We start from the raw sequence: 20,386 nt of genomic DNA on the forward strand, positions 1-20,386 counted from the left end.
ATGACCTGGTGGATCCTCCGCAGGCTCGGGCAGATGCTGATCGTGCTGTTCGGCGTGGTGAGCCTCGCGTTCCTGCTCGTCTATGCCGTGCCGGCCGACCCCGCGTCGACGCTCGCCGGGCCGAATGCCAGTGCTGCGACGATCGCCTCGATCCACAAGCAGCTGGGCCTCGACGACCCGCTCTGGCAGCAGTACTTCGGCTTCATCGGCCGGCTGCTGACGGGAGACCTCGGCACGTCGTACGTGCTCCGCGAGACCCCGGTCTTCGGCCGGATCGTCGCCGCGCTGCCCACCACGCTGCTCGTCGCGGTCGGCGGCATCGTCTGGCAGATCATCCTCGGTGTGCCGGCCGGCATCTACGCGGCGTACCGGCGCGGCAGCTGGGTCGACCGCCTGGTGACGTTCCTCTCGCTGATCGGTCTCTCGGCGCCGCCGTTCTGGCTCGGGCTGCTGCTCATCTACTACTTCGCCTTCACCTGGGGGCTGTTTCCGCTGAACGGTCTCGGCAGCCCGGTGTTCTGGTACCTCGTTCTGCCCACGTTCACCCTCGGGGCGGGCGGCGGTGCCTGGTACGCCCGGATGACCCGCACGAACATGATCGAGACGCTCGACTCGCCGTTCGTGCGTATGGCGCGGGCGAAGGGGATGCCCGAGCACGTCATTCTCTGGCGACACAGCTTCCGGCACATCGCCATCCCCCTGCTCACCATGATCGGCCTCGACTTCGGCTACTTCCTCGGCGGGGTGGTGATCGTTGAGACCGTCTTCGGTCTCAACGGGATCGGCCGTCTCGCCTTCGACGCCATCTCGAACCTCGACACCCCGATGATCGTCGGCACTGTTCTGTTCGCCGCCATCTTCATCGTGGTCGTCAACTTCATCGTCGACCTTCTGTACTCCGTCATCGACCCGCGCGTGCGGCTGAACAGCTGACGCACCTCATCTAAGGAGATTCACCATGGAAACACCCAAACTGCGCGTGGCCGTCATCGGTGCCGGCCGCTGGGCCGTCCGCTCGCACATCCCCGGCTGGCAGCGCGACCCGCGCGTCGAGGTCGTCGCGCTCGCCGAGGTCAACGAAGAAGCCCTCGCCGCCGCTGCTGAGGAGTTCGGCATCTCGCGCGCCGTGACCGACTACCGTGAGCTGGTGAACGACCCCGACATCGACGTCATCGACGTTGCCACGGGCAACGCCATGCACTTCGAGATCTCGATGGCCGCAATCGCGGCCGGCAAGCACGTGCTCTGCGAGAAGCCGGTCAACAGCGACTACCTCGAGACCCGGCGTGCGGCCGCGCTCGCCGCGGAGAAGGGTGTGAAGACGAAGCTCGGCTTCACGTTCCGGTTCGCCCCGGCCATCCAGTTCGCCAAGCACCTGATCGACACCGGCTACATCGGCGAGCCCTACATGTTCAACGGCTACGAGCAGAACAGCCAGTGGATCGACCCGCAGACCCCACTCCGCCAGGTCGACCTCGACGCGTCGCCCGACCGCATCGCGGTCTCGTCGATCGAGGGCTACGGCGCCCCGATCATCGACATCATGCACTGGTGGGTCGATGCTCCGATGACGAGCGTCGTCGGAACGATGCGCAACTTCGTGCCCGAGCGCATGGTGCGCGACACGGGCAGGATGCAGGCGATGAACATCGACGACGGTGACATGTGGATCGCGGAGTTCGGGAATAACCGCCTCGCGAGCATCCAGTCGTCGTACGTGACCGTGGGCAACTTCCCGGGCATCGAGGCGCGCATCTACGGCTCAGAGGGCGCGATCATCGTGCGCCTCGTCGAGGAGAACGGCATCTGCCAGACCATCAAGGTCGCCAAGAAGGACTCTGTCGAGTTCGTGGAGCTCGAGATTCCGCAGGAGTTCTTCCCCGAAGGCGGCGCCTCGACCGAGCCGTGGCCGTTCCTCTTCTACTCGAACCTCGTGAAGGACTTCGCCACCGAGATCCTGAGCGGGGAAGACTTCAACCAGGGCAACTTCGACCAGGGCGCCCTCGTGCAGGAGACGATCAATGCCTTCGAGAAGTCGTTCCGCACGCGTGCGTGGTGCGACTTCCCGCTGGAAGTCGAGGCGAACGACACCGCTGCCACCTCTGAACTCGAGCAGCCTGTCGGCGCCCAGGCATGAGCATCGACAGCACGCTCGCCCGGGCTGCGGTCGGGCATCCCGCGCACCGCTGGGGCGACCTGGCCGACGACGCCGCCGCCGCCGAGATGCTGCAGTTCGCGCTGGCTGCGGTGGATGCCCGTGGCGTGAGCTACGCAGACGTCAGACTGATCGAGGCCGAAGAGCTGCGCCTCTACTCCACCCTGGAGGCCGGGCTTGACGAGCGAGTCGAGAACAACCTCGGGGTCGGCATCCGCGTTCTGCTGGACGGCAGTTGGGGGTTCGCCTCTGTTCCCGTCACGAGCACTGCAGACATCACCCTCGCGGCAGAACGCGCCCTCAGCAATGCGCGGGCTGCGGGTTCGGTGGCGAACGCCTACCGCACCACGCTCCCGCCGAAGCCGGCGGCGAGCGGGAGCTACGTCAGCCCCGTGATCACCGATCCTTTCGCTGTGGCGGCTTCCACGCGGTACGAGCTTCTCGGCGAGATCCTCCGCGCGGCCAGCGCACCGGCCGAGGTCGTCATGGCCCAGGCCGGGCTCAATGCGAAGCGGCAGCACCGGCACTTCGCGAACACCGAGGGCTCTGTGCAGCACCAGCACTTCATCGAGAGCGGCGCGATGGCGCTCGTGAATGCCGTCGGAAACGGCACCATGCAGCGGCGTTCGTTCCCGAACTCGTTCCACGGCAACACCGCACAGGCCGGCTGGGAGTACGTCGAAGGCCTCCGGATGGTGGACGAGGCCGACCGCATCGGGCGAGAAGCGGTCGAACTGCTCACGGCACCGCTCGCGCCCGTCGGCTACGCCGACTTCATCATCGGGCCGGCGCAGATGGCTCTGCAGATCCATGAGTCGACGGGGCACGCACTGGAACTCGACCGCATCCTGGGCGACGAGGCGAACTATGCGGGCACCTCGTTCATCACCTCGGATGCCGTCGGGAAACTCCGTTACGGATCCGAGGCCGTCAACATCACCTCCGACCCGACCGTGCCCGGCACCCGCGGCTCGTTCGGTTTCGACGACGAGGGTGTTCCGGCCGTGCGCCGCCCCCTGATCACGGAGGGCATCATCGCCGACTTCCTCTCGACCCGCGACTCGGCAGCGCGTATCGGCGCAGAGTCGACCGGCGCAGCCCGCTCCGACGGATGGGGCTACCTGCCCGTCTGCTTCGCGACGAACGTGTTCCTCGAACCGGGGGAGGGCACCACCGCTGAACTCGAGGAGCGCCTCGGCGAGGGGTACTACATCGACGACAACCGCAGTTGGTCGATCGACGAGCGGCGACACAACTTCCAGTTCGGCACCGAGGTCGCCTACGAGGTGAAGAACGGCAAACGCGGGCGGCTGTTGCGCGGTTTCTCCTACGGCGGCACGACGCCCGAGTTCTGGCAGTCGGTCGAGGCCGTCGCCGGCCCCTCGGAGTTCAAGGCGTTCGGCATGCCCTGCGGCAAGGGCGAGCCGAAGCAGTGGGGCTTTCTCGGGCATGGGGCTTCCCCCACGCTCGTACGCAACGTTCGGATCGGAGTGGACAGATGACCGACATCGCACGCGACACCTTCGCGCCCGCCTTCGGCGGCGACCGTGCGACGGGGGCCCTCGAGCAGGCGCTCGACGGCGCGCCCGCCGACCGCATCGAGGCGTTCATCACCTCCCGCCGGGGTGACTTCACCCGCTTCGCCGGCCAGCGCATCCACCAGAGCCAGGCCATCGACGAGGTGCAGATCATGGTGCGGGCCGAGGTCGACGGCCGGGTCTCGCGCGCGGCCGCCAGCTCGGTCGGCGGGCTGAAGGCCGCGGTCGACCGCAGTTGCGCCGCAGCCGCCCAGCAGGCGGCAGACGGGGTCGCGAAGGCGCCCCAGCACACGCCGTTGCCGGCCCCGGGCACCGACCGGTTCGCCGACTCGTTCGACCAGGCGATCCTCTGGGGCGACGACACCGCGGCGTGGTCGGTCGACGAACATGCCCGGCTGGCCGATCGGGCGATGAACGAGGCCCAGTCGCTCGGCGGCGTGGCTGCCGGGATGTTCGGCAGGGCGGTGACCGAGGTGGCGTTCCACGACAGGGAGTCGCGCCTGTCGCGGTACGCCTATGCCTCCGAGGCGCAGGGGTCGCTCACGGTGCGGATCGACGACGGGTCGTCGCACTGGAAGGACCTCACCCGCTTCTCGAACCGCCTCGGCGCGGAGGCCGCCGTCGAGCGCACCCTCGCCGAGGCCTCCCGCACCCGCGGCCGGGCGAAGCTCGACGCCGGGGAGTACGACGTGGTGCTCGGGCCGCTCGCGGCCGGTGAACTGCTCGACTTCTTCGGCGCGTTCGGCTTCACCGGCTCGGCGCTGAGCTCCGGGTTCGGCGCGGTCGCGACGCGCGGCGGCGAGCAGGTGGCCTCGCCCCTGGTCTCCGTTCACGACGACGCGACGGCCGACATCGGCCTGCCGTTCCCGTTCGACTTCCAGGGCACCTCGAAGCGCGACGTGCCGATGATCGCTGGCGGCCGCGCCGACTCCGTGGTCACCGACCGCGAGACCGCGTTCGCGCTCGGCACCTCGTCGACCGGCAACTTCCACATCGCCCGCGAGGAGGCGCCGCACGCGATTCCGATGAACGTCGTGCTGCGGGCATCCGACTCCACCGAGGAGGAGCTGATCGCCGGCATCGAGAACGGTGTGTACCTGCAGCGCTTCTGGTACACCCGCACGGTCGACCCGGTGCGCACGACCATCACGGGTGTGACGCGCGACGCCTGCTTCGCGATCAGGAACGGCCGGATCGACCACCCGGTGGAGTCGATGCGCTTCACGATGAGTGTTCTGGATGCCCTGGCCCGCGTCGACGGCGTCGGCCGCGACTCGCTGAGCCAGCCCCTGATGAACGTCTTCAACGGCTCGGCCACGTCGCCGGCCCTCCGGGTGCGGGGCTTCTCTCTCGGCACCGCCCCGGTCTCGAAAGGAAACTGATGTCGCTTCGAACCAACGCCGACCGGCTGGTCGCCCAGACCCTCACGGGTGAGGTGTGGCCGCCGCTCGCCGACCGGCACGGTTACCGCGTCGACGCCGACGGGCACCCGTTCCTGCTGCCCGGCATGGGCGGCGTGAGCATGGCCGCGCACATCGGCGAGGCGGCCACCGGGTACGCGAGCGACCACCTCGAGCCGGGGTTGTCGATCCGGCACGCGAACGAGGGCGCGAACGCCGCGCTGCAGTTCCTGAGCTGCGTGGGCAACCGGGTCACCGTGCGCTCCGGGCCGGCCGCAGGGGCCACGGGTACCGTCTTCGGCCAGCACGCCTATGTGCTCGCCGACTTCGACGACGACGCACTCGGCCTCGTGACGACGGGCGACCGGGTCAGCGTCGAGGCTTTCGGCCAGGGCCTGGTGCTGCTCGATCATCCGTCGATTCGCGTGAAGAACCTCGACCCCCGGCTGCTCGGCGGGTTGCCGTTCAGCACGGCGCCCGACGGAACGCTCGCCGTGCAGGTCGCGAAGCGCGTGCCCGCAGAGGCGGCGGGCGCCGGCGGCGGCATGCTCTCGGAGTTCGCGAACACCGACCTGATGGGCGCCTACCCCGGGCTGAGCGACGACCTCTCGCTCGGGCTCGAGTCGCTGCGCATCGGCGACCTCGTTCTGCTCGAAGACCAGGACCACTCCTACGGCCGGGGCTACCGCCCCGGCTGGGTCACCGTCGGCGTGATCTCGACGGGAGAGTGCCGGCTCTTCGGGCATGGCCCCGGCCCGTCGACACTGCTGTCGGGCCCCGCCTCGGCCTTCACCATCACCGAGAGCGACGAGGCGAACCTCGCCATCGCGCTCTCCTCCCCAGCGATCCCGGAGACCACCCATGCCTGACCTCGTCGCGAACAACCTGCTCGGCCTCGCCGAACACGCCGCGCTCACCCCGATGGTCGCCTACCGCATCGACAGGGACGGGCATCCGTACGTTCCTGTCGGCGACGGCGGCATCGTTCAGGGTGTGCACCTCGGCGACTCCGTCTTTGCCACCGACGGTGACCACGTCGCACCGGGAGTCAGCCTGGTTCACAGCGACCCTGCGGCGCGTTTCGCCCTCACCGCCTACTCCTGCATCGGCAACGAGGTCATCGTTCGATCGGGGCTCGCCACGGGCGCGGTCGGCCGGGTGGTCGGCAAGCGGGGCGAGAGCGGTCGCGTGATCGTGGCTCTGCCCGACGAGGCGATGGCCGCGCTGCTGCCGGGCGACCAGCTGAGTGTTCGGGCCGTGGGGCAGGGTTTCGCGCCTGTCGGGCTTCCGGCCGGTGTGGCAGTGATGAACGTCGACCCCGACCTGTTCGCACTGCTGCCGTTCGGTGCGGCCGTCGGAGCTGCCGACACCGGAGCAATCGCGGTCTCGATCGCGGGCGCCCTGCCCAGCAGAGTCTGCGGCAACGGCATCGGCCGCCCCGCGCAGATGTGGGACGTCGATCTCGCCGTGGTCACCGACTCCCCTGACCTCAAGGGCCGCGACATGCGTCTCGGCGAGCTCTGGGCGATCGAGAACCTCGATGTGCGGAACAACATGGGGTACCGGCGCGACTGGGTCACCGTCGGTGTGATCTGTCATGGCGGGTCGCCGATGCCCGGCCACGGGCCCGGGCTTGTTCCCCTCGCGACCGGACCGCAGAGTGCCTTCCGCTTCGAGCTGCAGGATGCCGGGGCCGAGCCCGCACTGACCGAGTCCGTCCTGGCGGCCCTTCCGAACCGCGCTCTCGCGGCACGGGCGAAGTGACCGCCGTGACCACCCGCGTTCTCATCTCCACCTACCTCGAACCGCACCTTGTGGACCGCATCGCGGCCGAGCCCGACGTCGAGGTGCTCTACGAACCCGACCTGCTGCCCATGCCGCGCTACACCGCCGATCACGGCGGCACCCCGCCCGCACTCGACGAGGAGGGCCGGCAGCGTTGGCTCGCTCTTCTGGCGGAGGCCGATGTGGCCTTCGACTTCGACTGGAACGACCCCGTTGCACTGCCGGTCAACGCGCCCGCCCTGAAATGGGTGCAGGCGACCAGCGCCGGCATCGGTGCATTCATGAAGCGGACGGGGCTCGACTCCAGCGGCATCACGGTGACCACGGCGGCCGGTACCCATGCCATCCCGCTCGCCGAGTTCGCCCTCACCGGTGCGCTGTACTTCGTGAAGGGCGTGCCGTTCCTCCGCCGGCAGCAGCACCGGCACGAGTGGCGGCGCTACACCACCCGCCAGCTCGCCGGCCTCCGGCTCACTGTCGTAGGCATCGGAGGAATGGGCAGCAACGTCATCGCCACCTTCCACGCCCTGGGAGCCCGCGTCACCGGGGTGGGCCGCATCGGCGGTGCCTACGATGTGCCCGAGGGTGTTGCGTTGAGCGACATCGGCCGCCTCGACGAGGTGCTTCCCGAAACGGACATCCTTGTGCTGTGCTCGGCGCTCACCGCGGAGACCGAAGGCCTCATCGGGCGGGAACAGCTGGCGCAGCTTCCCGACGGCGCGATCCTCGTGAACATCTCGCGTGGCCAGCTCGTCGACGAAGCTGCGCTGATCGACGAGCTGACCAGCGGACGGATGCTCGGGGCGGCGCTCGACGTCGTGAACCACGAGCCCCTGGCCGGCGATTCACCGCTCTGGGATCTCGAGAACGTTCTGCTGTCGCCGCACTCCGCATCGACAGTCGCCACGGAGAATGAGACGCTCGTCGAACTGTTCGTCGAGAACCTCCGCCGGTGGCGGGGTGGTCAGCCGCTCCGCAACCTCTACGAGGCCGAGCGGGGCTACTAGCCGGGTAGCTGCTCCGCGAGCTCGACCTCGGCGATGAGCTGCACCTCGACGGGAGCGCCCCCCGGGAGCGACGCCACCCCGACGGCGGCCCGCACGGGCAGGGGCGCCCCGGGCATCCGTTCGCTGACCAGTGCACTGGCGGCGTCAGCGACCGCGCTGTGTTCGGTGAACGACGGGATGGCCGCGAGGAACACCGTCAGCGAGACGACTCCGGCAAGCGATTCTGTGGGCAGCAGGATGCTCGCGGCAGCTTCGAGGGCCCGTTCTGTCGCCAGGGTGGTGAGCTCGCGCCCGCTCTCGATGCTGATGTCGCCCCCGATCATCCCGGTCGCCACCAGCGCTCCGCCCCGGCGGGGAGTCATGCCTGCCGTGTGTACGAGGCCACCGATGCGGCGCGCGACCGAGTAGGCGCCGGCCGCCTGCGGGGCGTCGGTGCCGGCCGGCTGCGCGTCGCTCACGCGGTGAGGCCGGCTTCCGCTGCGAACGCTGTCAGGCAGGTCACCATCAGGTCGAGGGCGGCTGACCATTCTGCCTCGTCGCGGGCGTAACAGATGCGGAAGTGCCCGGAGCCCCGGGCTCCGAACTGGTAGCCGGGCGAGACGATCACGCGCGCTTCGCGCTGCAGCCGAGCGGCGATCTCGACGTCGGTTGCGCCGAAAGCCGAGACATCGACGAAGAGGTAGGCCGTCGCGTTCTGCGGCGCCAGACGAAGACCGGGCACGGCGCCCAGTTTCTCGATCGTGAGCGTCCTCAGAACGTCGAGTTCGGCGACACGGTCGCGAAGGAAGTCGTGATCGTCGACGAGCCAGCGGGAGAGCAGGTGCTGCGAGTAGGCCGGCGCGCGCAGCGAGGTCATGGCGAGGCACTGCTCGACGAGCTGGATCACGGTTTCGGGAGCGACAATGACGCCGATGCGGAAGCCGCTCATCGATTCGGTCTTCGAGGGGCCGAGAAGAGTGATCGAGCGTTCGGCCATACCGGGCTGCGTTCGGAGGTGGTGGAATGCACCGTCTCCGTAGATCAATCGGCTGTAGAGCTCGTCGACCATGACGAGGAAGTCGCCCTCGACGGCCAACTCGGCCACGCGGGCGATCATGGCCTCGGAGTAGACCGATCCGGTGGGGTTGTTCGGGTGCGAGAAGAGCAGGAGCTTGGGCTTCTGATCGATGAACGATTCGATGAGGTCGAGGTCGAGGCTCGGTTCGTCGGTGTCGAACGTCAGTGGGATGCGCTCGACCCGGGCGCCGAGAAAGGCGAGGATGCGCTCGCAGAAGAGGTAGTCGGGATCGGCGAGCAGAACGAGATCTCCCTCGTTGACGAGCGCGGCAAGGGTGGTGAACAGGGCACCCTGCGTTCCGGGGGTGAGGGCGAGGTTCTCTCCGGAGACAGGCGAGCCGAGAAAGTCGCCGATGGGTGCGGAGAGCGCTGTGAGAACCTCAGGGTCTCCGCGGTACGGAGAGTACGCCCAGGCGCCGGTGTCGATCGCCGTCGCCATCTGCTCTTTCACCCACGGGGGCGGGGGAAAGCGCACGACGTCGAAGTGTGTGGTGTCGAGCAGGCCGTTGCCGCCGCCGTCGAGTCGCAGGGACGTGTCGGCGTCGCGCACCGAGACCCCGGGAGCAGCTTCTCGCGAGGGGAGGTGCGTGCGCAGGATGCGGTCACTGGCTGAGCCGAGTGGTGCGCCGTCCGTCTCCGGTCGAGGGGCGGTCGTGGTCATCGGGGCTCCTAGCTCTCGGCGCGGGGATGATGCGCAGACGTCGACAGGGTCTGCTGCAGACGACTGTCGTTTGTCGACAATACACTGAATGGCGGTCCGTCACCACTCAACACGGTGAGCATCGGCGGTTCTGACCCGAAAGTCCAATCGCAGGAATATAGTTCCGACGATTGCTGTTCCAGACTGCATGACCTCTTATTCCGACTTCTTCTCCGAGCTCGTGCGGCTCGAGATCACCGTGTGGGATCGACTCGACGATGCGCAGAAGGCCGCGACCGGAACAACCGTCGCGCAGTTGCAGGCTCTGCGAGCCATCAGCGGGCACGGCGGCACTGCCCGGGTGCAGGACGTCTCCGACGCGCTGCAGATCACCGTTGGAGCGGCGAGCAAGCTCATCGACCGGCTCGAACGGGACGGCCTGGCGGAGCGTTCCGCCCATCCGGTCGACCGCCGCTCCATGGTGATCGCCCTGACAGCGAGCGGTACAGAGACCTTCGAGAGGGCGTCGGCCGCGGCGGACCGGAACCTCGAAGACCTGCTGGGCGACGGGCTGACGCCCGAGCGTGCGACCGAGCTCGCGGCCGTCTTGGCCGAGTTGCACGCGACCCTGCGAGACCGAAAGGAAGGATCGTCATGACCGACACCATGCGCGCCGTCGTGATCGAGCATCCGGGACCGCCCGAAGTTCTGCAGCTGCGAGACGTGCCCGTGCCGCGCGTCGAGTCCGGCCGGGTGTTGATCCGCGTGAAGGCGTTCGGGCTGAACCGCTCCGAGTTGCACTTCCGCAGCGGGGTCGCCTCGACGGGCGACTTCCCGCGCATCCCGGGCATCGAGGCCACGGGCGTCGTCGAAGCAGCCCCCGGCGGCGAGGTCGAGCCGGGCACGCAGGTGATGACGATGATGGGCGGCATGGGCCGTTCGTTCGACGGTGGGTACGCCGAGTTCGTCTCCGTGCCCGTGAACCAGGTCATCCCGTTTGAAAGCGACCTCGACTGGTCGACGCTCGGTGCGATCCCCGAGATGCTGCAGACCGCGTACGGCTCGCTGTCGGTCGGGCTGCAGGCCGTCGACGGCCAGAGTCTGCTGATCCGGGGCGGAACCTCCTCGGTGGGGCTCGCGGCCGCGGTGCTCGCGAAGCGGCGCGGGATGACCGTGCTTGCCACGACGCGGAGCGAGGCGAGGTTCGACCTGCTCCGAAGCGCCGGGGTCGATCATCCGCTCGTCGACACCGGTGAGATCTCATCCGAGGTGCACCGCCTGCTCGGCGGGGGAGTGGATGGCGCGATCGAGCTCGTGGGCGTGAACGTGATGCGCGACACGCTCCGCGCGACCCGGCCCGGCGGCACGGTGTGCTTCACGGGCATGCTCTCCGACGACTGGACCATCCCCGAGTTCTATCCGATGGACTGGCTGCCGAACGGGGTGCGCCTCACCGCGTACTCGGGCGAGGCCGAGGGGCTGCCCGCGGCGGTGCTGCAGGACTACCTCGACGCGGTCGCAGCCGGCACCGCCGTGGTTCCGATCGGCCACGTCTACCCGCTCGACCAGATCGTGCGGGCCCACCACGACCTCGAAGAGAACACCGTCGGCGGCAAGGCCGTCGTCGTTCTCGACTGACCGAAGGACCCATCATGACCCGTTCGAAGTACTTCGCTGCGCTCGCGCTCGGCCTTTCTGTCGTCGCTCTCGCCGGCTGTTCCGCCAGTGGGGGAGCAGATCCGCTGGCGGCTCCGAGCGCATCGGGCGACACGATCGTGGTCGGTTCGCAGGCCTACTACTCGAACGAGATCATCGCCGAGATCTACGCGGAGGCGCTCGAGAGCGACGGTTTCGCCGTGAAGCGACAGTTCAACATCGGCCAGCGGGAGGCCTACCTGCCCGAACTCGAATCGGGCGGCGTCGACCTGTTCCCCGAGTACACGGGCCCACTGCTGCAGTACTGGGTGCCGACGACGACGCTCACCCAGGCCGACGAGGTGTACGAGGCGCTCAGGGCGGCTGCGCCCGCGGGGCTGCAGGTGCTCGACCAGTCGGCCGCCACCGACCAGGACGCCTACGCCGTCACCCGCGAATTCTCCGAGCAGTACGGCGTGACGAGTCTCGCCGACCTCGCCTCGGTGCCTGTGCCTCTCGTCGTCGGCGGCAACGCCGAAGGTGTCGACCGGCCGAACGGGCCGAAGGGCCTGCTCGAGCACTACGGCGTGACGGTCGGGTTCACCCCGATCGACGACGGGGGCGGGCCGCTGACCGTCAGCTCGCTGAAGAGCGGGGCCATCCAGCTCGGCATCGTCTACACGGCGAGCCCGACCATCCAGAGCGGCGACCTCGTCATCCTCGACGACCCCGAGAACCTCTTCACCGCCTCCCACGTCGTACCCGTCGCCAGCGACTCCCTGCCCGCCGGGGCGGCCGACACCGTGAACCGCATCAGTGCGGCACTGACGCCCGAAGACCTCATCGCGATGAACGTGCAGAGCGTCGACGGTCAGCAGTCGTCCGACGCGATCGCCGCCGGCTGGCTCGCCGCGCACCCGCTCTGACCGGCACACGTTCCCCCGACCATCCACCCCCCCCCCCGACCATCCCACCCCAAACAGAAGAACAGCGAGAATTTGAAGTGACCCACTCCACCCCCACAACCGCCGTGCTCGTCATCGACATGCAGAACGACACCGTGCACACCGACGGCGCCCACGCCTCGTTCGGTGCCGCAGAGAATGCAGCGAGCCAGAACGTGATCGCGAACATCCGCACGATCCTCGATGCTGCGCGCGCCGTCGACGTGCCCGTCTTCCACAGCCGCATCGTCGTCTATCCCCGGGTCGGCCTCGGCGGCAGCAACGCACCGGTGTTCCGGATGCTCGCGCCCGACACCTTCAAGCTCGGCAGCTGGGGCGCGGCGGTCGTCGACGAACTGGCGCCGCAGGGCGACGAGATCCTCCTCGACCGCACCCGCATGAGCGTCTTCAACGGAACCGAGATCGACAGCCTGCTGCGGAACCTCGGGGTGACGAAGCTGATCGTCGTGGGCGCCTGGACGAACATGGCCGTCGAGCACACGGTGCGCGACGCGGCCGACCACGGTTACGAGGTCACGATTGTCTCCGACGGCACGTCGAGCCTCAGTGCGGACTGGCAGCGCGCCGCCCTCGAGTACGCTCTGACCAACATCGCGACGATCGCCGACACGGCGAGCGTCACCGCTTCTCTCAGCGCGTGAACCGGCGACGGGGACTGTTCCAAAACTGAACAGTCCCCGTCGTGGCCGCTTCGGGCGGCCTACCCTCGGAATCCCCGACGTACGGCCTCTCCGAGGCAGGCGCCTTCGATCCTGAGCAGGAGGACAACGATGTCCACACCCACATTCGGCCTCTGGTACGACTTCCGCAATCCCGACCAGTGGGCGCAGCCGATCGGCGCGTTGTACCGCGACACGATCGACCAGGCGGTCTGGGCCGAGTCGCTCGGTTTCGGGTCGGCGTGGCTCAGCGAGCACCACTTCGCCCCCGACTCCTACGCCTCGTCGCCGTTGATCGTCGCGGCGGCCATCGGGGCGCGCACGACGACGATGCGCGTCGCCACGAACATCGTTGTGGCGGCCTTCCACAATCCGGTGCGGCTGGCCGAGGACGCCAACGCCCTCTCCCTCATCACCGACGGCCGGTTCGACCTCGGTGTCGGCCTCGGCTACAACGAGCGGGAGTTCGAAGCGTTCGGCCGGGTGCGGAAGCAACGACCGAGCCTCCTCGAAGACGCCGTCGCGATCATCCGCACCGCCTGGAGCGGCAGCGACGCAGGCCACCAGGGCACGAGGCTCTCGTCTCCTGCCCTGAAGGTCATTCCGATGGCCGAGAAGACGCCGCGGATGCCCATCGGCGCGGTCGTAGCGAAGGGCATCGAGCGGGCCGCCCGCCTGGGGGATGGCGTGATCACCCTCTCGAACGACAGCATCCCCGTCTACCTCGAGGCCTTAGTGGCGAACGGCAAGTCACTTGACGAGGGGGCAGTGTTCGCGAGCCAGTGGGTCGTCGTCGCCGACGACCCCGAGAAGGAGTGGAGCCGGATCGGTGAGAAGGTGCTCTACCAGGTCAACAAATACATCGAGTGGGGCTCGTTCGAGGGCTCGGGTGTACCCGACCACTTCGATGCTCCGGATGACCTGCTCGACTTCGGCATCTACCAGCTGTGGGACGGGGCGAAGGCCGTCGACGAGCTGGTCTCGCTCGCCGAGCGGTACCCGCAGATCGAGGACTTCCACTTCTGGGCGCAGTTCCCCGGCGAGACGGTCGAGTCGGGCTCGGCTCGCGTGCAGTTCATCGCCGACCGGGTGATCCCAGAGGTCACGCGCCGGCTGACACCCCAGCACGCGACGGTGTGAGCGCGGCCCGGAGGTAGGGGGCCGTGCGGCTTGCGGGGTTCTCGGAGACGTCCTCCGGCGTTCCCTCGGCGACAATGTGTCCGCCCGCGTCTCCAGCGCCCGGCCCGAGGTCGATCACCCAGTCGGCTTCGGCGACGACGCGCATGTCGTGCTCCACGATGATCACCGTGTTCCCACCGTCGACGAGGCGCTGGAGGTGACCGATGAGCCGGTCGGAGTCGGCCGGGTGCAGCCCGGAGGTCGGTTCGTCGAGCAGATAGAGCGTGTCGCCGCGTTGGGCGCGGCGGAGTTCCGATGCCAGCTTGACGCGCTGGGCTTCGCCGCCGGAGAGCTCGGTGGCCGACTGGCCGAGGGAGATGTAGCCGAGCCCCACGTCCAGGAGCGCATCGAGATGCGCGACGACGTCGGCATCCCCCTCGAAGAACTCCCGCGCGCGGCTCACGCTCATCGCCAGAACGTCGGCGACCGTCATCCCGTCCAGCCGGATCTCGAGGGTCTCGTCGTTGTACCGTGTTCCAGCGCAGGCGGTGCACGGCGCGTGCACGGTGGGCAGGAAGAGCAACTCGACCTCGATCATCCCTTCGCCCTTGCAGACGGGACACCGTCCGCTCGGGAGGTTGAAGGAGAACCGGCTCGCGCCGTAGTGCCGTCGCCGTGCTTCCGGGGTCGCCGCGAAACGGCTGCGGATCTGGTCGAAGACGCCCGTGTAGGTCGCCACGTTCGACCGGGGCGTCCGTCCGATCGGCTTCTGGGTCACCTGCACGATCCGCCGAACGCGATCCGCTGGCCCGGATGCCCGGCCGGATGTGGTGACCGGGGCGCCCGAGACCAGCGGGTCCTCCGAGGTGGGTTCGGCTTCGCCCTCGACCTCCTCCGTGGCGCTGGCGAGGTCTGCTCGCAGGAGGTCGGGGATGCCGTGGTTGAGGAGCGTCGACTTACCCGATCCCGAGACGCCGGTGATTGCGGTGAAGGCTCCCAGCGGAAAACTCACGGAGACATCCGACAGGTTGTTCCGCGCGACACCGGTGAGAGCGAGCCGGGCATCGCCGCTGCGCCGCCGGCGTTTCGGCTCAGGTGCAGGCTCTGACTCGGTGAAGAGGTAGCGACGGGTGACGGACTCCTGCACATCACGGAGGCCATCGATCTCGCCCGAGTAGATGACGGTACCCCCTGCGGTGCCTGCCCCCGGACCGATGTCGATGATCCAGTCCGCCTCCCGGATGACGCCCAGGGAGTGCTCGACGTAGAACACCGAGTTGCCGGAATCCCGGAGGCTCCTCAGAATGCCGAGGAGTGCCTCGGTGTCGGCGGGGTGGAGTCCTGCGGAGGGCTCATCCAGCACGAACACGACGCCGAAGAGCCGCGAGAGCACCTGCGTGGCCAATCGCATGCGCTGGAGTTCACCCGACGACAGAGTGGACGTCGTGCGGTCGAGGGTCAGGTAGCCGAGCCCGAGGTCGGTGATCGGGGACAGACGCTGAAGCAGGTCGGTCGCCAATCTCTGGGCGGCGAGACGCTTCTCCGGTGGGAGGTCCTCCGCAGGTGGTCGGTGAGACGTCTGGCGGGTGGTTCCCCAGTCGGGGAGGAGAATCCCTTCCATCAGCCGGGCCACCTCGTCCAGGGGCATCGATGAGATCTCGGTGATGTCGGCACCCTCGAAGGTGACGGCGAGGGCATCGGGCCTCAGCCGTTTCCCACCGCAGGTGGGGCAGAGCACGCTGACCATGAACCCAGCCGCTTTCTCACGCATCCGGGCGCTCTTCGAGCTGGCGAACGTGTCAAGCACATAGCGCTTCACTCCGAGGAACGTGCTCATGTACGACGGCTCCGCTCCGGATGCCACGGCCTTCCGCACCTCGCTGGGCGAGAGATCCCTGAAGATCGGCACCTGGGGCGACTCATCGGTGTAGAGCGCCCAGGTGCGCTGGTCGGCGGGGAGGTCGCGCCACGGCACGTCGACGTCGTAGCCGAGCGAGATGAGGCTGTCCTGCAGTTGCTTGCCGTGCCAGGCCGTCGGCCAGGCAGCCAGGGCGCGCTCGCGGATCGACAGCGAGTCGTCGGGAACCATGAGTTCTTCGGGAACGTCGTAGATGCGGCCCAGTCCGTGGCACGCGGGGCAGGCGCCCTGCACGGTGTTCGCGGAGAAGTCCTCGGCGAACAGCATCGGCGCGCCGACCGGGTAGGTGCCGACCCGGGAGAACAGCATCCGGACGACGTTCGCGACCGTTGTCGCACTCCCCACCGTCGAGCGAGCGGTTCCGCCTGAGCGGCGTTGCGACAGAGCGACGGCCGGCGGCAGGCCGTCGATCGAATCCACGTCGGGGACGCCGACCTGGTCGATGAGGCGCCTCGCATAGGGAGCCACGGATTCGAAGAACCGGCGCTGAGCCTCGGCGTAGACGGTGCCGAACGCCAGCGAGCTCTTGCCCGACCCCGAGACGCCGGTGAAGGCCACGAGGGCGTTCCGAGGAATGTCGACGTCGATGGACTGCAGGTTGTGCTCCCGGGCCCCGCGCACGCGTACGCCGCCCGATCCGGCTCCGGCTGGGGAACCGTTCACGTCACTCATCCCTTACATCTCCCGATTCAAGCGCCATGGCCGTGGTCGTGGTGGTCGTCGTCATCATCCAGCAGCATCCCGACCGACGTCGCACACGCGTCGCCCCGCCACGCCTCGACGCCCTCGCGCAGGGCGAAGACGACGATGACGAGTCCGGCGACCGGATCCGCCCACCACCAGCCGAACAGGCTGTTCAGTAGGAGCCCGAGCAGAACCGCGGCCGACAGGTACGTGCAGATGAGGGTCTGCCGCGAGTCGGCGACAGCGGTGGCCGACCCCAGTTCCCGGCCCGTGCGGCGCTCGGCGAACGACAGGAACGGCATGACGACGACACTGATCGCGGTGAGGGCGATGCCGACCGGGCTGTGCTCCGCCGCCGATCCGCCGAGGAGCCCGAGCACCGACGACACCGCCACGTAGGCGGCGAGGGCGAAGAAGGCGACCGCGATGACGCGGAGGGTGCCCTTCTCCCAGCGCTCCGGGTCGCGGCGCGTGAACTGCCAGGCGACGGCGGCCGCCGAGAGTACTTCGATCGTCGAGTCGAGCCCGAAGCCGATCAGTGCACCGGATGACGCGACCGTACCGGCGGCGAGGGCGACGACGGCCTCGACGAGGTTGTAGCCGATGGTGATGGCGACGATCAGGCGGATGCGCCGCTGGAGGAGAGTGCGCCGATCCTGGACCGCCGTGTGCGTCGGAGCCGTCATCGTGTCGTCTCGCAGCAGCCCGGCACGCGGCAGGCCTCGTCGCTGCAGGGCGCCGAGGCGTCGACGGCGAGCACGACGCCGAGAAGGCCGTCGAGTGCCTGGGCCAGGTGGGCATCCGCGATCTCGTACCGGTGCTGCCGGCCCTCGGGTTCGGCCACCACGATGCCGCAGTCCCTGAGGCAGGTGAGATGGTTCGAGACGTTCTGGCGGGTCAGCCCGAGCTCCGCAGCGATCTGCGCCGGATAGGCCGGCCCGCCCAGCAGCATCAGAAGGATGCGGGAACGGCTCGGATCCGCCATGGCGCGGCCGATCCGGTTCATGACATCGAGTCTGGTGGTGAGCGAGAGCACCGTGCAACAATACAGCGTTGGCTGTATCGAGCACCACCGACGCGAGTCCCTGGACTTGCGGTTCTGGCAAGAACGGGAGATCTTGCTCACCCGCGGTTCGTCACAATGCCCGGGGCAGTACGTACAGTGAAGCCAGACGACAGAAGATCGGCTGGCCCGCATGACTGCTGACACCATCACCATCCCCGGGGTGCTTCCCGTTCAGATCCTCGCGGCGCTCGGGATCACCCAGTCGCGCCTCGAGATCCTCCGCATCCTGCTGTCGCAGCGGGAGACCACGACCGCGGAGCTCATCGGGGAGACGGGGCTGTCGATGAACGGGGTGCGCCAGCACCTGCAGGCCCTGGTGGGCTGCGGCCTGGTGGAGGGCCGACGTGCGACCCACCCGCGCGGGGCAGGCCCGATCACCTACTGGCGGGCCGCCGCGGACCACATCGAAGACCAGATGGACCAGCTCTGCCGCTACCTGCTCGCCTGAGACCTGCTGCGCTCAGTGCGCCTCCTGGCGCGGCACCACGACCCTGTTCACGATGATCAGGCCGGCGGCGGCGACCGGAACCGCCACGAGTGCGCCAAGGATCCCGCCGAGCGCCGCGCCGCCGATCGCCGAGACGATGACGAGAGCGCCGGGCACAGAGACGGCTTTCGCCATCACCCGCGGCGACAGGATGTAGGCCTCGATCTGCATGTAGACGAGCAGCACGATCGCCACAATCAGGGCGCCGCCGGGGTTCACCAGCAGCGTTGCGAGCGCGGCGATCGCCGAGCCGAACACCGTGCCGACCACCGGGATGAGCGCGCCGACGAACGCGACGAGGGCGAGCAGTGCCGGGGCCGGGCTGCCGACGGCGGAGGTGACGATGAACGTCACGACCGCGTTGGCGAGGGCGAGGACCACCTGGCCGCCGACGTAGCGGCCGACGGACTGGAAGATCTCCTCCGCCAGCTCCATCACCCGCGCACGGCTGGAACGGGGCACGAGGGTGTAGCCCTTCGCCTTCACTGCGGGGAGGGTGAGCACGAAGTAGAGGGTCAGGATGCTCACGACGATCACTCCCGTCACCCCGTCGATGATCCCGGTGCCGACGCTCAGGATGCCGCCCGCGAGCCCCAGCAGTTTGCTCGGGTCGGTGAAGAACGCGGTGGTGCTCTTCAGGATGCCGTCGATGTCGATGCTCGGCCCGACGTTCGCCGTGAGCCACTGGAACCAGGCCTGGTTCGGCAGCCCCTGAACGAAAGAGGTGAGCTGGTTGCCGACCACGCTGACCTGCGTGGTGACGGCGGGGATGATCGCGAACACCAGCCCGACGATGGCGCCGAGCGCGACCACCGCGAGCACGGCCGCCGCCGCCCACCGGGGCAGGTTCCGGGCCGTGGCCCGCTGCATCAGGGGGTCGAGGGCGAGTGCGAGGAACAGCGCGATCCCGAGGTAGACGAGCACCGTCGACAGGGTGGAGACGGCACCGAGCACGGCCATCGCGACCCCGACCCCGAGCGTCGCGATGAACGCGTACCGGAACGGATGATCGGGCAGAAGCCCGCGCCGCCCGCCGGAGGTGGTGGTGGTGCGCACCGTGCCACCCCGTCCGGCGAGCCGCCGTGCGCGGCGGTCGAGGGGTGATGTCGGGCTGGTTGTCATGGGGGTAGGTTATCGCCCCGCACCCGCCACCCCCGGTGCGGCGGGAGTGCTAGCCCTGGCGGGCCAGCTCGCCGAGCGTCGGGTAGGTGGTGTAGCCGTCGGCGGACGAACCGTACAGCGTCGCCGGGTCGAGCTCGTTCTCGGGGTGACCGCCCTCCCAGCGCTCCACCAGGTCGGGGTTCGCGATGATCGCGCGCCCCACCGCGACCGCGTCGGCGAAATCGCCCTCGATGAGGGTGGTCGCCTCTTCGCGGGTCGTCATGTGGCTGAAGCCGCTGTTCACGACGAAGCCGCCGCCGAAACGCGTGCGGAGCTCCTGCACGAAGGCGCCGGTCGGGTCGGCGTGCAGGATGCTCACGAAGGCCAGGCCGAGCGGCGACAGGGCGTCCATCAGAGCGCCATAGGTCGCGCGCACGTCGGCGTCGTCGGTCTCGAGCACATCCTGGATGTTGTGCGAGGGCGAGATGCGGATGCCGGTGCGGTCCGCACCGATCGCCTCGGCCACGGCCTCGACGACCGACACCACGAAGCGGATCCGGTTCTCGGGACTGCCGCCGAACTCGTCGGTGCGCTGGTTGGAGGCGGGGGAGAGGAACTGGTGCAGCAGGTAGCCGTTCGCCGAGTGCAGCTCGACGCCGTCGAGACCGGCGCGCACCGCGCGGCGGGAGGCCTCGACGAATTCGCCGCGCACCACGGCCAGCTCGTCGATCGTGAGTTCGTGCGGCTCGGGGAAGGGCTTCTTGCCGCTGGGCACGTGCACCTCGCCGTCGATGGCGATCGCGCTCGGCGCGACGATGCGGGGTGTTCCGGTGATGTCGGTGTGCGACACCCGGCCACCGTTCATGACCTGCATGACGAGCTTCCCGCCGCGCTCGTGCACGGCGTCGGCCACGCGCTTCCAGCCGGCCTCCTGCTCATCGGTCACGATGCCGGGCTGGCCCGGGTAGGAGCGCGACTCGGCGCTCGGGTAGGTGCCCTCCGTGATGATCAGTCCGGCGCTCGCGCGCTGCGAGTAGTGCTCGACGTTCAGGTCGTTCGGCACGCCGGACTCACCCGAGCGGGTGCGCGTGAGCGGTGCCATGACGAGGCGGTTGGCGAGGTCGATGCTGCCGAGGCTGAGCGGGGAGAAGAGATCCACGGAGGTCCTTTC

The 20,386-nt window shown here is 68.8% G+C and carries 20 protein-coding genes; 13 read left to right on the forward strand and 7 right to left on the reverse strand.

Annotation, left to right across the window (positions count from 1 at the left end; genetic code table 11):
- Genes FB464_RS15545 through FB464_RS15575 form a run of 7 tightly spaced genes read left to right on the forward strand, consistent with a single transcriptional unit; the run spans window position 1 to window position 7,885 of the window.
- Window positions 1-933 carry an ABC transporter permease gene (locus FB464_RS15545; protein ID WP_116416233.1) on the forward strand — a complete coding sequence of 311 codons (933 nt, stop codon included), beginning with the start codon at window positions 1-3 and terminating at the stop codon, window positions 931-933.
- Between the two features lie 25 nt (window positions 934-958).
- Window positions 959-2,137, forward strand: a complete 1,179-nt coding sequence (locus FB464_RS15550) for a Gfo/Idh/MocA family protein (protein ID WP_116416232.1) — start codon at window positions 959-961, stop codon at window positions 2,135-2,137.
- Complete coding sequence (locus FB464_RS15555) at window positions 2,134-3,657, forward strand: TldD/PmbA family protein (RefSeq protein WP_116416231.1); 1,524 nt, start codon at window positions 2,134-2,136, stop codon at window positions 3,655-3,657. The genes FB464_RS15550 and FB464_RS15555 overlap by 4 nt, the downstream gene beginning before the upstream one ends.
- Entirely contained in the window at window positions 3,654-5,075 is a 1,422-nt protein-coding gene (locus tag FB464_RS15560) for a TldD/PmbA family protein (RefSeq protein ID WP_116416230.1), read from the forward strand. The genes FB464_RS15555 and FB464_RS15560 overlap by 4 nt, the downstream gene beginning before the upstream one ends.
- A complete protein-coding gene (locus FB464_RS15565) occupies window positions 5,075-5,962 on the forward strand; it encodes a DUF4438 family protein (protein ID WP_170152008.1) in 888 nt (295 codons plus the stop codon). Before FB464_RS15560 ends, FB464_RS15565 begins: the two co-directional genes overlap by 1 nt.
- Window positions 5,955-6,857 (forward strand): DUF4438 family protein, encoded by a 903-nt coding sequence (locus tag FB464_RS15570; protein ID WP_170152007.1) that lies wholly within the window; start codon window positions 5,955-5,957, stop codon window positions 6,855-6,857. Before FB464_RS15565 ends, FB464_RS15570 begins: the two co-directional genes overlap by 8 nt.
- A 5-nt stretch (window positions 6,858-6,862) precedes the next feature.
- Window positions 6,863-7,885, forward strand: a complete 1,023-nt coding sequence (locus tag FB464_RS15575; RefSeq protein ID WP_211327428.1) for a D-2-hydroxyacid dehydrogenase — start codon at window positions 6,863-6,865, stop codon at window positions 7,883-7,885.
- Here FB464_RS15575 and FB464_RS15580 read toward each other — a convergent pair.
- Both FB464_RS15580 and FB464_RS15585 read right to left on the reverse strand, forming a co-directional pair.
- Window positions 7,882-8,343 (reverse strand): RidA family protein, encoded by a 462-nt coding sequence (locus FB464_RS15580; protein ID WP_211327427.1) that lies wholly within the window; start codon window positions 8,341-8,343, stop codon window positions 7,882-7,884. The genes FB464_RS15575 and FB464_RS15580 overlap by 4 nt on opposite strands.
- Window positions 8,340-9,602, reverse strand: a complete 1,263-nt coding sequence (locus FB464_RS15585; RefSeq protein WP_116416225.1) for a pyridoxal phosphate-dependent aminotransferase — start codon at window positions 9,600-9,602, stop codon at window positions 8,340-8,342. Before FB464_RS15585 ends, FB464_RS15580 begins: the two co-directional genes overlap by 4 nt.
- A 187-nt stretch (window positions 9,603-9,789) precedes the next feature.
- On the opposite strand from FB464_RS15585, the gene FB464_RS15590 reads away from it, so the two are divergent.
- The 5 genes from FB464_RS15590 (at window position 9,790) to FB464_RS15610 (ending at window position 13,980) form a co-directional block, all read left to right on the forward strand.
- Entirely contained in the window at window positions 9,790-10,239 is a 450-nt protein-coding gene (locus tag FB464_RS15590; RefSeq protein WP_116416224.1) for a MarR family winged helix-turn-helix transcriptional regulator, read from the forward strand.
- Window positions 10,236-11,219 carry a zinc-binding alcohol dehydrogenase family protein gene (locus FB464_RS15595; RefSeq protein ID WP_116416223.1) on the forward strand — a complete coding sequence of 328 codons (984 nt, stop codon included), beginning with the start codon at window positions 10,236-10,238 and terminating at the stop codon, window positions 11,217-11,219. Before FB464_RS15590 ends, FB464_RS15595 begins: the two co-directional genes overlap by 4 nt.
- A 14-nt stretch (window positions 11,220-11,233) precedes the next feature.
- On the forward strand, window positions 11,234-12,142 hold the full coding sequence (locus FB464_RS15600) for an ABC transporter substrate-binding protein (protein WP_116416222.1): 909 nt from the start codon (window positions 11,234-11,236) through the stop codon (window positions 12,140-12,142).
- A gap of 77 nt (window positions 12,143-12,219) precedes the next feature.
- Entirely contained in the window at window positions 12,220-12,822 is a 603-nt protein-coding gene (locus tag FB464_RS15605; RefSeq protein WP_211327426.1) for a cysteine hydrolase family protein, read from the forward strand.
- A gap of 129 nt (window positions 12,823-12,951) precedes the next feature.
- Entirely contained in the window at window positions 12,952-13,980 is a 1,029-nt protein-coding gene (locus tag FB464_RS15610; RefSeq protein ID WP_116416221.1) for an LLM class flavin-dependent oxidoreductase, read from the forward strand.
- Here FB464_RS15610 and FB464_RS15615 read toward each other — a convergent pair.
- From FB464_RS15615 to cmtR, 3 genes are read right to left on the reverse strand one after another with little or no spacing between them, the layout of a single operon-like run.
- On the reverse strand, window positions 13,943-16,549 hold the full coding sequence (locus FB464_RS15615; protein ID WP_116416220.1) for an excinuclease ABC subunit UvrA: 2,607 nt from the start codon (window positions 16,547-16,549) through the stop codon (window positions 13,943-13,945). The genes FB464_RS15610 and FB464_RS15615 overlap by 38 nt on opposite strands.
- A gap of 17 nt (window positions 16,550-16,566) precedes the next feature.
- A complete protein-coding gene (locus tag FB464_RS15620; protein ID WP_116416219.1) occupies window positions 16,567-17,247 on the reverse strand; it encodes a cation efflux transmembrane domain-containing protein in 681 nt (226 codons plus the stop codon).
- On the reverse strand, window positions 17,244-17,567 hold the full coding sequence (gene cmtR, locus FB464_RS15625; protein ID WP_211327504.1) for a Cd(II)/Pb(II)-sensing metalloregulatory transcriptional regulator CmtR: 324 nt from the start codon (window positions 17,565-17,567) through the stop codon (window positions 17,244-17,246). The genes FB464_RS15620 and cmtR overlap by 4 nt, the downstream gene beginning before the upstream one ends.
- A gap of 190 nt (window positions 17,568-17,757) precedes the next feature.
- On the opposite strand from cmtR, the gene FB464_RS15630 reads away from it, so the two are divergent.
- On the forward strand, window positions 17,758-18,075 hold the full coding sequence (locus tag FB464_RS15630; protein WP_116416217.1) for an ArsR/SmtB family transcription factor: 318 nt from the start codon (window positions 17,758-17,760) through the stop codon (window positions 18,073-18,075).
- A gap of 12 nt (window positions 18,076-18,087) precedes the next feature.
- Here the strand turns inward: FB464_RS15630 and FB464_RS15635 are convergent, their stop codons facing one another.
- Window positions 18,088-19,236 (reverse strand): AI-2E family transporter, encoded by a 1,149-nt coding sequence (locus FB464_RS15635; RefSeq protein ID WP_116416216.1) that lies wholly within the window; start codon window positions 19,234-19,236, stop codon window positions 18,088-18,090.
- Between the two features lie 49 nt (window positions 19,237-19,285).
- Entirely contained in the window at window positions 19,286-20,374 is a 1,089-nt protein-coding gene (locus FB464_RS15640) for an alkene reductase (RefSeq protein ID WP_116416215.1), read from the reverse strand.
- Between the last annotated feature and the right edge of the window lie 12 nt (window positions 20,375-20,386).

The sequence above is a fragment of the Subtercola boreus genome, from assembly GCF_006716115.1.
GTDB classification, from domain to species: domain Bacteria; phylum Actinomycetota; class Actinomycetes; order Actinomycetales; family Microbacteriaceae; genus Subtercola; species Subtercola boreus.

What these genes read in the sequence shown, in the direction of transcription:
- FB464_RS15555 (WP_116416231.1), top strand. Translation starts at nt 2,134, where the DNA reads ATGAGCATCGACAGCACGCTCGCCCGGGCTGCGGTCGGGCATCCCGCG.
- FB464_RS15630 (WP_116416217.1), top strand. Translation starts at nt 17,758, where the DNA reads ATGACTGCTGACACCATCACCATCCCCGGGGTGCTTCCCGTTCAGATC.
- FB464_RS15610 (WP_116416221.1), top strand. Translation starts at nt 12,952, where the DNA reads ATGTCCACACCCACATTCGGCCTCTGGTACGACTTCCGCAATCCCGAC.
- FB464_RS15635 (WP_116416216.1), bottom strand. Translation starts at nt 19,236, where the DNA reads ATGACAACCAGCCCGACATCACCCCTCGACCGCCGCGCACGGCGGCTC.
- FB464_RS15560 (WP_116416230.1), top strand. Translation starts at nt 3,654, where the DNA reads ATGACCGACATCGCACGCGACACCTTCGCGCCCGCCTTCGGCGGCGAC.
- FB464_RS15615 (WP_116416220.1), bottom strand. Translation starts at nt 16,549, where the DNA reads ATGAGTGACGTGAACGGTTCCCCAGCCGGAGCCGGATCGGGCGGCGTA.
- FB464_RS15595 (WP_116416223.1), top strand. Translation starts at nt 10,236, where the DNA reads ATGACCGACACCATGCGCGCCGTCGTGATCGAGCATCCGGGACCGCCC.
- FB464_RS15590 (WP_116416224.1), top strand. Translation starts at nt 9,790, where the DNA reads ATGACCTCTTATTCCGACTTCTTCTCCGAGCTCGTGCGGCTCGAGATC.
- FB464_RS15585 (WP_116416225.1), bottom strand. Translation starts at nt 9,602, where the DNA reads ATGACCACGACCGCCCCTCGACCGGAGACGGACGGCGCACCACTCGGC.
- FB464_RS15565 (WP_170152008.1), top strand. Translation starts at nt 5,075, where the DNA reads ATGTCGCTTCGAACCAACGCCGACCGGCTGGTCGCCCAGACCCTCACG.
- FB464_RS15620 (WP_116416219.1), bottom strand. Translation starts at nt 17,247, where the DNA reads ATGACGGCTCCGACGCACACGGCGGTCCAGGATCGGCGCACTCTCCTC.
- cmtR (WP_211327504.1), bottom strand. Translation starts at nt 17,567, where the DNA reads ATGAACCGGATCGGCCGCGCCATGGCGGATCCGAGCCGTTCCCGCATC.
- FB464_RS15545 (WP_116416233.1), top strand. Translation starts at nt 1, where the DNA reads ATGACCTGGTGGATCCTCCGCAGGCTCGGGCAGATGCTGATCGTGCTG.
- FB464_RS15550 (WP_116416232.1), top strand. Translation starts at nt 959, where the DNA reads ATGGAAACACCCAAACTGCGCGTGGCCGTCATCGGTGCCGGCCGCTGG.
- FB464_RS15600 (WP_116416222.1), top strand. Translation starts at nt 11,234, where the DNA reads ATGACCCGTTCGAAGTACTTCGCTGCGCTCGCGCTCGGCCTTTCTGTC.
- FB464_RS15570 (WP_170152007.1), top strand. Translation starts at nt 5,955, where the DNA reads ATGCCTGACCTCGTCGCGAACAACCTGCTCGGCCTCGCCGAACACGCC.